The organism is Kitasatospora hibisci (assembly GCF_043950205.1).
Classification (GTDB): domain Bacteria; phylum Actinomycetota; class Actinomycetes; order Streptomycetales; family Streptomycetaceae; genus Kitasatospora; species Kitasatospora hibisci.
In genome coordinates this window covers 1159338-1172523 of the sequence record NZ_CP171642.1, presented here as the reverse complement: position 1 = coordinate 1172523, position 13186 = coordinate 1159338, and the positions used below count along the sequence as shown (strand labels likewise).

The following is a 13186-nucleotide window of genomic DNA, read 5'->3' as shown; positions in this document are numbered from 1 at the left end:
GTTCGGTGTATGCCGAGCCTAGACGGCGGGTGATCACCGGCCGAGGGGAGGTGTGCAGTTCGGGGACCGGGCGCGAGCCCCACCGCGCGGCGGGCCCGGTGGGGCTCTGGAGACGGATCGGCGGTCGGGCTCAGCGGGGGGAGAGGACCAGGCGGCGGGTGTCGTTGCGGTAGCCGAGGCGGTCGAAGGCCGCGGCCATCGGGGTGTTGACGAGGTCGGTGTCCGCGCGGACGCGTTCGGGTGCGGTCTCGGCGGCGAGAATCCGGGTGATCTCGGCGAGGATGTCGTCGCCGTACCGGCGGCCGCGGTGCTCCGGGACGACGCCCAGGTAGCCGACGACGGGGAAGGCGTGGTTGCGGGAGGGGATGCCGAAGCCGACCGGCTCGCCGTCGGGCGTGCGGGCGGTGCGCCACCAGGAGCGGTCGCCGAGCATGGTGTCGCGGTAGAAGGCGACGTCCGCGCGGGCCTGGGCCTCGGCGCCGAGGCGCTCGGCCTCCCTGCGGGAGTCGGTGTCGAGGGTGCCCACCAGGACCCGGCGGAACAGGTCGACGAAGACCTCGTCGTCGGGCTCGGGCCGGAGGACGAGGCGGCCGGACGGCGCCGGGAGGCCGGCCGGGGGCGTCCACTCGTAGCGCAGGCGCTCCAGGCCCGCCGGGAGGCCGGCCCTCCGGGCCGCCTCCCGGCGCCAGGCCACGGCGGCGGCCGTCCCGGGACGGTCGTGCCAGTCGCCGGGGAGGACGAGGTGGTAGTCCGGGGCGGCGGAGGCGCCGGCCCCGGCGTAGGCCGCGTGGGCGGCGGTGAGCAGCTGCGCGGCCAGGTCGGTGCGGTCGGTGCCGGACTGTACCGAGTCGTGGACGAACACGGCGTCGAGGGCGTCGGGCAGGTCCCCGTCCGGATCGCCCCACCAGACGGCCAGCGCGAGCGGGGAGCCGCCGGGGGCGTCCTCGGCGACCCACGTCCACCCGGGGCGGTACTCGCCCTCCGCGAGGCGGGTCCGGTAGGTGTCGGCCGTCAGGCCGGTGGCCGGGTCGGGCACGATCAGCGGGAGGACTCGGTCGAGGTCGGAGGGGGTGGTGGGTCGGATGATCACAGTTGCTCCGCATCGGTGGAGTTGGCGGGAATCCTGGTCAGGGCGGTTCTATCGCACCCGATCGGTTCCGGGGGCGGAAGCGCCTCGACGGTGTGGCGGCGCCCGGCCAGGCCGGTCACGGCCAGGAACAGACCGGTGCAGCAGAGCAGCAGGGCGCTGCCGCGGTCCCGGTCGGTGCCGAGGAGGCGGCCGAGGGTGGAGCCGAGCGGGCCGCCGGGGGCCACCAGCGGCTCGCAGACCTGCGAGGCGAGCGGTCCGGCCAGCAGGTAGCCGAGCAGGGTGCCGGCCTGGGTGAACATCCGGCGCAGCGCGAAGACCCGGCCCTGCGCCTCGGCGGCCACGGCGGACTGCCAGAGCACCTGGGCGCAACTGGTCACCACGGGCAGGCCGAGGAAGAACGTGAAGGCGGCCACCGCCAGTGCGGCGGGGCGCGGGTGGAGGCCCGCCGCCAGGACGGCGCCGCCGCTGAGGACGGTGGCCGAGGTGACCCAGGCGAGCGGCCGGCGCGGCCCGGACCAGATCGACATGGCGACACTTCCGGCGGCCAGGCCGAGGCCTCCGGCGGTGCTGACCATGGCGACCGCGGCGTTCTGGCCGTCGGCCGGGGTGCCGGCCAGCACCAGGGGCAGCAGCAGAGCGGTGGCGGCGGCCTCGACTGCATTGAGCACGGTCACCACGCGGAGCAGGTGCCGCAGACCCGGTTGGCCGGTGAGCAGCCGCCGGCCCTCGGCCAACTCGGCTTGCCAGCCGCGGCGTCGCGCCGGGTCGGTGGCGTGCCCGGGCGGGTGGGGGCGGTCCCGGTGGCCGGTCGGCTCGGGGAAGCGGGCGACCAGCAGGGTGAGCAGCCCCAGCGCGAACGAGACGACGTCGGTCAGCAGGACGGCGCGCAGCCCGCCTGCGCCGAGCAGGACGGCGGCGAGCATCGGGCCGAGCAGCTGGGCCCCGGCCAGGGCGGTCTGGGTCATCGCCCCGGCGCGGCCGCGCTGGTCGGGCCGGACCATACCGGTGACGGCGGCGGCGAGCGCGGGCCACTGGAAGGCGGCGCAGCAGGACTCCACGACGGTGGTCGCGTACACCTGCCAGACGGCCAGGTGCCCGGTCGCCTCGGCGGCGGCCATGGCCGCGGCGGCGAGCATGGCCGCAGCGTCCGCGCAGAGCAGGACGGTCCGGCGGCGGTGGCGGTCCACGAGGATGCCGGCGGCCGGGGCGGCCAGCATGCCCGGCGCGAATCCGAGCAGCAGACCGGTGGCGAACTGGGTGACGGAGCCGGTCTGTCGGTAGATCCACAGGCCGAGGGCGAAGCCGGAGATGCTGGAGCCGAGGGCGGTGAGCAGCCGGCCGGCCCAGATGAGGAGGAACGTGGTCACGGCACCTCCGGAGGGGGTGGGGGAGGGGCGAGGGAAAGAGGCATGGCAGGGCTCCGCTACGAGGTGGCGAGCGACGGGCGGTGAGGGACGGACGGGACGGAAGTCGGGGCGGGGTGGTGCGGCCGAGGTCGGTCGCACCACCCCCGGTCCGGCCGGGTCAGCGCAGGTGGGCGGCCAGGACCGGGCCGATCACGTCCAGTGCCTCCGGCGTGGTGAAGCGGCTGTGCGGGATGTCCAGCGGGTGGTTCTCGATGGGGCCGTCCACGTGCTGCGTCCACAGCTCGGTCAGCGGGGTGCCCTCGGAGCCCCGGCCGGGCAGGGCCTCGAAGAAGAGCACCCGGCCCCGGTAGCGCCCGGGCTGTTCGCCCCGGGCCAGCGTGATGTTGTTGGCGGTCACCTTCACCAGTCGGTGCAGCGCCGCCGGGTCCAGCCCGGCCAGCACGCTGCCGCGCACCCGCAGCAGCTCCGACACGGCCTCGGCGGTGGGGAGTCCCTCACCCAGGGCGTCGCTGCCGCCGGCCCTGGCAGCCGCGGCCTCCGTGGCTTCTGCGTCCAGCTCGTCGAGGTCGAGGCCGTCCAGCGCCAGCGAGAGGATCTCCGCGTCGCTGGGCCGGCCGGCGTGCCGGAACCGGCCGGTGGGGTGCGAGTCGAGCATCGCCAGCAGCGCCACCTCCTCGCCCGCGGCCTGCAGTTGGCGGGCCATCTCGTGGGCCACCGTGCCGCCGAACGACCAGCCGAGCAGGTGGTACGGGCCGCTCGGCTGCACCGTACGGATCAGGAGCAGGTAGTCGGCCGCCATCTCGGCCACGCTGCCCGGCAGTTCGCCGTCCCCGTCCAGCCCGCGGGCCTGCAGCGCGAACAGCGGTCGGTCGCGGTCGAGATGGCGGACCAGGCCGGAGTAGCACCAGCCGAGGCCCCCGCCGGGGTGCACGGCGAACAGCGGCGGACGGGTTCCGCCGGTCCGCAGCGGCAGCAACCGCCCCAGCCCGTCGGAGGATCCGGTGTCGCCCTCACCGCCGATCCGTTCGGCCAGCAGGGCCACGGTCGGGGTTTCGAACAAGGCCCGCAGACCGATCCGGACACCCAGCTCGTCGCGGATCCGGGCAGTCAGCCGGGCGGCCAGCAGGGAGTGGCCGCCGAGGTCGAAGAAGTTGTCGTCGATGCCGACGGTTTCGGTGTTGAGGGTGGTGGCGAAGAGGCCGCAGAGGACTTCCTCGCGGGGGGAGCGGGGTGCGCGGCCGGTCCGGCCGGTCGTGGTGGCGGGTGCGGGGAGGGCGCGGCGGTCGAGCTTGCCGTTGGGGGTGAGCGGGAGGGCGTCGAGCAGGACGACGGCGGACGGGACGAGGTGCGCGGGGAGTCGGGCCGCGGCGGTGGCGCGGAGTTCGGCCGGGTCCGGGAGGGCGTCGCCGGTGGGGACGAGGTAGGCGACGAGCCTCGGGTCCCCCGGGTTGTCCTCGCGGAGCAGGACGGCGGCCTGGGCGATGTCGGGTCGGCCGGTGAAGTGGGCCTCGATCTCGGCGGGTTCGATGCGGAAGCCGCGGAGCTTGACCTGGTCGTCGGTGCGGCCGAGGAACTCCAGCCGGCCTTCGTGGTGCCAGCGGCCGAGGTCGCCGGTGCGGTACATCCGGGATCCGGGCTCGCCGAACGGGTCGGGCAGGAAGCGCTCGGCGGTCAGGGCCGGGCGGCCGAGGTAGCCGCGGGTCACCAGGTCGCCGGCGATGTACAGTTCGCCGCCGACGCCGATCGGCAGCGCCCGCAGTGCCTGGTCCAGCACGTACATCCGGGTGTTCCAGATCGGCCGTCCGATGGTGATCACGCCGGAGGGCGCGGTGTCGCCGGGCTCGATCCGGAACTCGGTGCAGCCGACGGTGGTCTCGGTCGGGCCGTACTCGTTGATCACCGTCGTGCCCGGGTGCCGGCGGCGCCATTCGTCCAGCACCTCGCCCATCAGCGACTCGCCTCCGAGCACCAGCTGTTCGGCGGGTGAGAAGCGCTCGGGCAGCGCGGTCAGCAGCGCCAGGTGGCTCGGGGTGGCCTTGACGAAGGTCGGGCGCTCGAACTCCCCTGCTGTGGGCGCCCGGTCGTCCAGTTCGATCAGTTGGACGGCGCCGCCGCTGGTGAGCGGGGCGAACAGGCCGGTGACGGTGAGGTCGAAGGAGACCGGCGAGTGGACCAGGGCCCGGCCGGCCACACCGCCGTAGGCCTCGCGGGCCCAGGCCAGGTAGGCGTCCAGCGAGTGGTGCTCGACCACCACGCCCTTGGGGCGCCCGGTGGAGCCGGAGGTGTAGATCACGTAGGCCGGGTTGCGCAGCGCCAGCGGCGCCGAACGGTCGGCGTCGGTGAGGTCGTGCGCGGGCAGGGCGGCCAGTTCGGCCACCGTGTCCGGGCCGTCGAGCAGCAGGTGCGGGTGCCCGGTGGTGGGCAGCTGGGCCGCAGCCTCGGTGGTGGTGAGCACACAGAGCGGTCCGGCGTCGGCGAGGGTGTAGGCGATCCGTTCGGCCGGGTGGGTGAGGTCGATCGGCAGGTACGCCGCACCGGACTTGAGCACCGCGAGCACGGCCACCAGGGTCTCCACCGAGCGCGGTACGGCCAGTGCGACAAGCCGCTCGGGACCGGCGCCGCAGGCCACCAGGTGACGGGCGAGGCGGTTGGCGGCGGTGTCGAGTTCGGTGTAGCTGAGGGTGTCGGTGCCGCAGGTGACGGCGGTGGCGTCGGGGGTGCGGGCGACCTGGGCGGCGAACAGCTCCGGCAGCGTCCGGCCGGGGAGCTCGCGGGTCGGGCCGTTCCAGTCGGTGAACAGGGCCCGGCGCTCGTGCTCGGTGAACAGGTCGATGTCGTGGATGGGGGTGTCGGGGTGTTCGGCGGCGCTGCGCAGGATGCGCTGGAACTGGTCGGCGAGGCGTTCGACGGTGGCGGGTTCGAAGAGGTCGGCGGCGTACTCGATGGTGACGGTGAGGCCGTCGGGGGTGCCGTCGGCGGTGTGCTGCTCCGTGACGGTGAAGGAGAGGTCGAACTTGGCTGCGCTCTCGAACTCGACTTCCTGGGAGTCGAATTCGCTGCTGGCCGTGGTGGTGTTGTTGAGGGTGAGGATGGTTTGGAAGAGGGGGTGGTGGTGGGGGGTGCGGTTGGGGTTGAGGGCTTCGACGAGGCGGTCGAAGGGGAGGTCCTGGTGGGTGAGGGCGGTGAGGTTGAGGTCGCGGGTGTGGTGGAGGAGTTGGGTGTGGGTGGGGTTGCCGGTGGTGTCGGTGCGGAGGACGAGGGTGTTGACGAAGAAGCCGATGAGGTGGTCGAGGTGGGGGTGGGTGCGGCCGGCGGTGGGGGTGCCGATGGGGAGGTCGGTGCCGGCGCCGTTGCGGGTGAGGAGGGTGGCGAGGGCGGCGTGGAGGGTGTGGAAGAGGGTGGCGTGGTGGGTGTGGGCGTGGGTGGTGAGTCGGTGGTGGGTGGTGGGGTGGGTGTGGGTGGTGTGGGTGCGGGCTTGGTGGGTGGGGTTGGTGGGTCGGGGGTGGTCGGTGGGGAGGGGGATGGTGTCGGGGAGGTTGGTGAGGTGGTTGGTCCAGTGGGTGAGTTGGGTGTGGAGGGGGGTGTCGGGGGTGTCGGGGTTTCCGAGGTGGTGGTGTTGCCAGAGGGTGTAGTCGGCGTACTGGACGGGGAGTTCGGGCCAGTTGGGGGTGTGGCCGGTGGTGTGGGCGTGGTAGGCGGTGGTGAGGTCGTGGGTGAGGGGTTGCATGGACCAGCCGTCGCCGGCGATGTGGTGGAGGACGAGGGTGAGGAGGTGGTGGTCGGGGGCGAGGGTGAGGAGGGTGGCGCGGAGGGGGAGTTGGGTGGTGAGGTCGAAGGGGGTTGTGGCGAGTGCGGTGATGTGGGTGTGGGCGTCGGTTTCGGTGTCGACGGTCCGGGTGTGGAGGGGGATGAGGTGGGGGGTGGCGGGGCGGATGTGCTGGTGGGGTTCGCCGTGGGTCTCGGGGAAGAGGGTGCGCAGGGTCTCGTGGCGTTCGACGACGTCGTCCAGGGCGGCCTGCAGGGCGGTGGTGTCGACGGCCTCCGTCAACCGCAGCACCACCGGGATGTTGTAGGAGGCGCGCTCGGTCTCCTCCATCCGGTTGAGGAACCAGAGCCGGGACTGCGCCGACGAGAGCGGGATGCGCTCAGGTCGCTCCGCCCGCACCAGCGGCGGCAGCGCGGTCGCGGGCCGGGCCTGCTCCAGGCGCTCGGCGAGGGCGGCGACGGTCGGTGCCTCGAAGAGGTCGCGCACCCCCAGCTCGGCGTCGAGTTCGGTGCGGACGGCCGCGACCAGGCGCATCGCCAGCAGGGAGTGGCCGCCGAGGTCGAAGAAGTTGTCGTCGATGCCGACGGTTTCGGTGTTGAGGGTGGTGGCGAAGAGGCCGCAGAGGACTTCCTCGCGGGGGGAGCGGGGTGCGCGGCCGGTCCGGCCGGTCGTGGTGGCGGGTGCGGGGAGGGCGCGGCGGTCGAGCTTGCCGTTGGGGGTGAGCGGGAGGGTGTCGAGCAGGACGACGGCGGAGGGCACCAGGTAGGCCGGCAGCCGGGCCGCGGCGGTGGCGCGGAGTTCGGCCGGGTCCGGGAGGGCGCCGCCGGCCCGCACCAGGTAGGCCACCAGTCGCTGATCCCCCGGGTTGTCCTCGCGGAGCAGGACGGCGGCCTGGGCGATGTCGGGTCGGCCGGTGAAGTGGGCCTCGATCTCGGCGGGTTCGATGCGGAAGCCGCGGAGCTTGATCTGGTCGTCGGTGCGGCCCAGGAAGTCGAGGGTGCCGCGAGGGTTCCAGCGGCCGAGGTCGCCGGTGCGGTACATCCGCGCGCCGGGCTCGCCGAACGGGTCGGGCAGGAAGCGCTCGGCCGTCGCTCCCGGACGGCCCAGGTAGCCGCGGGCCAGGCCGGCGCCGGCGATGAACAGCTCGCCCGGCACCCCGACCGGCACCTGCCGCAGCCCGGCATCCAGCAACCGGACCCGCATGTTGTCCAGGGGACGGCCGATCGGCACGGTGCTGCCGAGCTCGTCCCCGGCGGCCATCGGGTGCCGGGTGGCGAAGACGGTGGTCTCGGTCGGGCCGTAGCCGTCGACCACCCGTAGCTCGGGGTGGACGTCGAGCACCCGGCGCACCGCGGACGCCGGGACGACGTCGCCGCCGGTGAGCACCTCGCGCACCCCGGCCAGGCTCTCCGGCGCCTCTTCGGCGAGCAGCCGGAACAGGCCGGCGGTCAGCCAGAGCGCAGTGATCCGGTGTTCGGCGACCAGCCGCCCGATCCGCCCGGCGTCCAGGTCGCCGGCCGGAGCCACCACCACCTGGCCGCCGCTCAGCAGCGGTACCCACAGCTCGTAGGTGGCCGCGTCGAAGGCGTGCGGGGAGTGGAACAGCACCCGCGAGTGGTGGCCGTCCTGCTGCCACCAGTGGTCGGCGGCCAGCGCGGCCACGTCCGCGTGGGTGACGGCGACGCCCTTGGGAGTGCCGGTGGAGCCGGAGGTGTACATCACGTAGGCGAGCCGCTCCGGCTGGACGGGCGGGAAGGGGCGCGCCGTCCCGGTGCGGGCGGGGGCGTCCGGCAGCGGGGCCGAGACGTCCACCACCCGGACGCCGGCCGCCGCCCGGGCCCGGACGAACGGCAGGTCGCGGGTGGCCGCGTCGACCAGCAGCAGCTCGGCACCGGTGTCGGCGAGCACCAGCTCCATCCGCTCGGCCGGCCAGCTCTCGGACAGCGGCACGTACGCGCTGCCCGCCCGCGCCACGGCCAGCGTGCTGACCACCAGCGCCGTCGAGCGCTGCTGGAGCACCGCGACCCGGCTCTCCGCACCCGCGCCCAGCACGGTGAGGTGACGGGCGAGGCGGTCGGTGGCGGTGTCGAGTTCGGTGTAGCTGAGGGTGTCGGTGCCGCAGGTGACGGCGGTGGCGTCGGGGGTGCGGGCGACCTGGGCGGTGAACAGCTCGGGCAGGGCGGCGGCGGGCAGCGGGTGGACGTCGCCGGTGGCCAGCGCGGTGAGTTCGGTCCGTCCGGCGTCGCCCAGCAGGTCGATGTCGTGGATGGGGGTGTCGGGGTGTTCGGCGGCGCTGCGCAGGATGCGCTGGAACTGGTCGGCGAGGCGTTCGACGGTGGCGGGTTCGAAGAGGTCGGCGGCGTACTCGATGGTGACGGTGAGGCCGTCGGGGGTGCCGTCGGCGGTGTGCTGCTCGGTGACCGAGAACGACAGGTCGAACTTGGCTGCGCTCTCGAACTCGACTTCCTGGGAGTCGAATTCGCTGCTGGCCGTGGTGGTGTTGTTGAGGGTGAGGATGGTTTGGAAGAGGGGGTGGTGGTGGGGGGTGCGGTTGGGGTTGAGGGCTTCGACGAGGCGGTCGAAGGGGAGGTCCTGGTGGGTGAGGGCGGTGAGGTTGAGGTCGCGGGTGTGGTGGAGGAGTTGGGTGTGGGTGGGGTTGCCGGTGGTGTCGGTGCGGAGGACGAGGGTGTTGACGAAGAAGCCGATGAGGTGGTCGAGGTGGGGGTGGGTGCGGCCGGCGGTGGGGGTGCCGATGGGGAGGTCGGTGCCGGCGCCGTTGCGGGTGAGGAGGGTGGCGAGGGCGGCGTGGAGGGTGTGGAAGAGGGTGGCGTGGTGGGTGTGGGCGTGGGTGGTGAGTCGGTGGTGGGTGGTGGGGTGGGTGTGGGTGGTGTGGGTGCGGGCTTGGTGGGTGGGGTTGGTGGGTCGGGGGTGGTCGGTGGGGAGGGGGATGGTGTCGGGGAGGTTGGTGAGGTGGTTGGTCCAGTGGGTGAGTTGGGTGTGGAGGGGGGTGTCGGGGGTGTCGGGGTTTCCGAGGTGGTGGTGTTGCCAGAGGGTGTAGTCGGCGTACTGGACGGGGAGTTCGGGCCAGTTGGGGGTGTGGCCGGTGGTGTGGGCGTGGTAGGCGGTGGTGAGGTCGTGGGTGAGGGGTTGCATGGACCAGCCGTCGCCGGCGATGTGGTGGAGGACGAGGGTGAGGAGGTGGTGGTCGGGGGCGAGGGTGAGGAGGGTGGCGCGGAGGGGGAGTTGGGTGGTGAGGTCGAAGGGGGTTGTGGCGAGTGCGGTGATGTGGGTGTGGGCGTCGGTTTCGGTGTCGACGGTCCGGGTGTGGAGGGGGATGAGGTGGGGGGTGGCGGGGCGGATGTGCTGGTGGGGTTCGCCGTGGGTCTCGGGGAAGAGGGTGCGCAGGGTCTCGTGGCGTTCGACGACGTCGTCCAGGGCGGCCTGCAGGGCGGTGGTGTCGACGGCCTCCGTCAACCGCAGCACCACCGGCATCGCGTAGGCGCTGGTCCCGCGCTCCATCCGGTTGAGGAACCAGAGCCGCCGCTGGGCGAAGGAGAGCGGCAGGACGTCGGGGCGCTCGGCCCTGACCAGCGGCGGTAGCACGGCGGCGGGCGCGGCCCCCGCCACGCGTGCGGCCAGCTCCGCTACGGTCGGCGCCTCGAAGAGGTCACGGATGCCCAGCTCGGCGTCGAGTTCGGTGCGGACGGCCGCGACCAGGCGCATCGCCAGCAGGGAGTGGCCGCCGAGGTCGAAGAAGTCCTCGTCGATGCCCGGCTCGCGCGCTGTGCCCAGCACCTCGGCGAAGATCCGGCACAGCGCGGCCTCCCGCTCGTCGCGCGCGGCCCGGCCGGGGGCGGCCTCCTGGCGGGGCGGAGCCGGCAACGCCCGCCGGTCCAGCTTGTTGTGCGCGGTCAGCGGCAGCGCGTCGAGCACCACCAGCGCGGACGGGACCATGTAGCCGGGCAGCGTCTTCGCCAACTCGGAGCGCAGGGCTGCCGGTTCCACCTCGGCGCCGGGTGCCGGGACCAGGTAGCCGACCAGCTGCCGGTCACCCGGCCGGTCCTCGCGGACCACCGCCGCTGCCGCCGCCACCGGTTCCAGTGCGGCCAACGCGGCCTCCACCTCGCCCAGTTCGATCCGGAAGCCGCGGATCTTCACCTGGTCGTCCAGCCGTCCGAGGAACTCGATCGCGCCGTCCGCCAGCCGGCGGGTCAGGTCGCCGGTGCGGTAGAGCCGGGAGCCGGGCGCTCCGAACGGGTCCGGGACGAAGCGCTCGGCGGTGAGCCCCGGACGACCCAGGTAGCCGCGGGTCACCTGGGCACCGCCGATGAACAGCTCGCCCGGCACCCCGACCGGCACCGGCTCGCCCCGGCCGTCCAGCACGTACGCCCGGACGTTGCCGAGCGGTCGGCCGATCGGCACGGTCGGGGTGGCGGCGAGCTCTCCGGCCCGCGGGTGGTGGGTGGTCACCCCGACCGTGGTCTCGGTGGGGCCGTAGTGATTGAAGACCTCGCACCCGGCCCGGCCCAGCACCTCGCGGACGAAGGTGCTGGTGGAGCCCTCGCCGCCGAGGATCAGACCGCGGCGGGGGAGCACCCGGTGCTCGCCGCCCGGGCCCTCCAGCGCGGCCAGGTGCGAGGGGCTGATCTTCAGGTAGTCGATCGTGTGCTCGGCGAAGTAGGCCGCCAGCCGTCGCCCGTCCGAAGCGGTGTCGGCGTCCACCATGTGCAGCGTGCCGCCGCCGAGCAGTGCGGCCGACAGCACCGTGACGCAGGAGTCGAAGGTGAACGGCTGGACCATCGCGTACCCGGCCTCCGGCGCCAGGGCCAGCGCCGACACCACGGCGGTCCGGTAGTTGAGCACCTGGCGGTGCTCGACCACCACGCCCTTGGGCCGTCCGGTGGAGCCGGAGGTGAACAGGACGTAGGCGGCCTGGCCCGGGTCGACCGCAACCTCGGGGGCGGTGCCGGGCAGCGCGTCCAGGGCCAGCTCCTCCACCACGACCGCCTGCACGGCGGCCGGCAGCCGGTCGGCCGAGTCGGCGCGGGTGATCACCACGGGCGCGGCGGTGTCGGCGAGCATCATCGCCATCCGCTCCTGCGGCTGGGCCGGGTCGATCGGCACGTAGCAGCCGCCGGCCTTGAGCACGGCCAGCAGCGCCACCACGGTCCAGGTGCCGCGCTCCAGGCAGATGCCGACCGGGGTCTCGGCGCCGACGCCGAGCCCGCGCAGGTGGTGGGCCAGCCGGTTGGCCAGCCGGTCCAGTTCCGCGTAGCGGTGGGCGCCGTCGGCGCCGACCACCGCGACGGCCTGCGGAGTCCGCGCCGCCTGCTCGGCGAACCGGCCGTGGAAGGTGCCGGCCGGCACCTCCAGAGCGGTGGCGTTCCAGCTGTCGAGCACCAGCGCGCGCTCGGCGACGGTGAGCAGCGGCAGGCGGCCGACGGGGCGGTGCGGGTCGGCGCCGGCCTCGCGCAGCAGGGTGGCGTAGTGGGCGAGCAGACGCTCGGCGGACCGCTCCTCGTAGCGGTCGGTGCGGTGCACCAGGGTCAGTACCAGGGTGTCGCCGGTCTCCGAGACGGTGAAGGTCAGGTCCCGCTTCGCGTCGGCCGGGCCGGTGCCGTCCAGTGGGCGCAGCACCAGCTCGCCGGGCGCGGCGGCGGACCCGGCGGCGGGAGCGCCGCCCGGGGAGGCCTGGTCGAGCACCAGCATGGTGCGCGCCAGCCCGTCCGGGGAGCCGGCCCGCAGCCGCGCGGCGAGCTGTTCGAAGGGCACCTCCTGGTGCCGGAGGTCGCGCCGGGTCGCCTCACCGGCCCGGTCCAGCAGCTCGGCGAAGGTCGGCTCGCCGGAAAGGTCGCCGCGCAGCAGCAGGGTGTTGACGAAGCAGCCGACCAGGCCTTCGAGTTCGGTGCGGTCGCGGCCGCCGACCGGGGTGGCGACCACCGGGTCCTCCCCGCAGCCGTAGCGGTGCAGCAGCGTCTGGAGGGCGGCCAGCGCCACCGTGAAGAGCGTGGTCCGGTGCCGCGCGGCCAGGGCCCGCAGACCCGCGGTCACGTCGGCGGGCAGCTCCAGGCTGTGCGAGCCGGCGCCCGGGCCGTCCGCGGGGCGGCCGGTCGCGGTGGCCGGCGGCGGGGTGTCGGTCAGGCCGGACAGCCGCTGCTGCCAGTAGTCCAGGCTCTCCTGGTACGCGGCGCCGTCGAGGCGGCCGCGCTGCCAGGCGGCGAAGTCGCCGTACTGCACCGGCAGCGGGGGCAGCTCCGCGCCGGCGGTCGGCCCGTCCGCCGACCGGTAGGCGGCCGCGACCTCGCCGAGCAGCACGTTCACCGACCATGCGTCGACGGCGATGTGATGAACGGTCAGTGCGAGTACGTGCTCCTGTTCGCCGGTGCGCAGCAGCGCGGCCCGCAGCAGCGGTCCGGAGGCCAGGTCGAAGGGGGTGTGCGCCTCGGCGGCCAGCCGCTCGTGCACGTACGCCGAGGCGTCCGCCGTCGACCGGAGGTCGGTCACCGGCAGCTCGAACCCGGCCTGCTCGTGCACCAGTTGGACCGGCGAACCGTCCGGTCCGGCGGCGAAGGTGGTGCGCAGCACCTCGTGCCGGGAGATCACCGTGCGGAACGCCCGGGCCAGCCGCTCGGCGTCCAGCGGTCCGCTGCAGGTGAGCGCCATCGGCACGTTGTACGCCGCCGACTCCGGGGCGAGCTGCTGGGCCAGCCAGATCTGCTCCTGGGCGAAGGAGAGCGGCACCGGTGCCCCCGGGGTGCGGCGCGGAACGCCGGCCGCGGCGGCCGGGCGCCGGGCCAGCCGCTCGCGCAGCCGCGCCTCCAGCCGGGCCCGCTGGTCGGGCGACAGCTCGGCGATCCGGCGGGCGGTGTCGGCGGCCCCGGCGACGGTGGCGCCGGCCTCGGCGGCCCGGCCGGTCGACGACGCGGTGGTGGCGGACTGGGTGGTGCTCACGGTGCTCTCCCC

3 protein-coding genes are annotated in these 13186 nt (G+C 74.4%); all 3 read right to left on the bottom strand.

The features are described from left to right. Nucleotides 1-130: 130 nt before the first annotated feature. Entirely contained in the window at nucleotides 131-1090 is a 960-nt protein-coding gene (locus ACF9IK_RS05085; RefSeq protein ID WP_395293031.1) for a GNAT family N-acetyltransferase, read from the bottom strand. Then, nucleotides 1087-2457, bottom strand: a complete 1371-nt coding sequence (locus ACF9IK_RS05080) for an MFS transporter (protein WP_395293030.1) — start codon at nucleotides 2455-2457, stop codon at nucleotides 1087-1089. The genes ACF9IK_RS05085 and ACF9IK_RS05080 overlap by 4 nt, the downstream gene beginning before the upstream one ends. Nucleotides 2458-2614: 157 nt before the next feature. Then, nucleotides 2615-13174 (bottom strand): non-ribosomal peptide synthetase, encoded by a 10560-nt coding sequence (locus tag ACF9IK_RS05075; RefSeq protein WP_395293029.1) that lies wholly within the window; start codon nucleotides 13172-13174, stop codon nucleotides 2615-2617. Nucleotides 13175-13186: the final 12 nt, after the last annotated feature.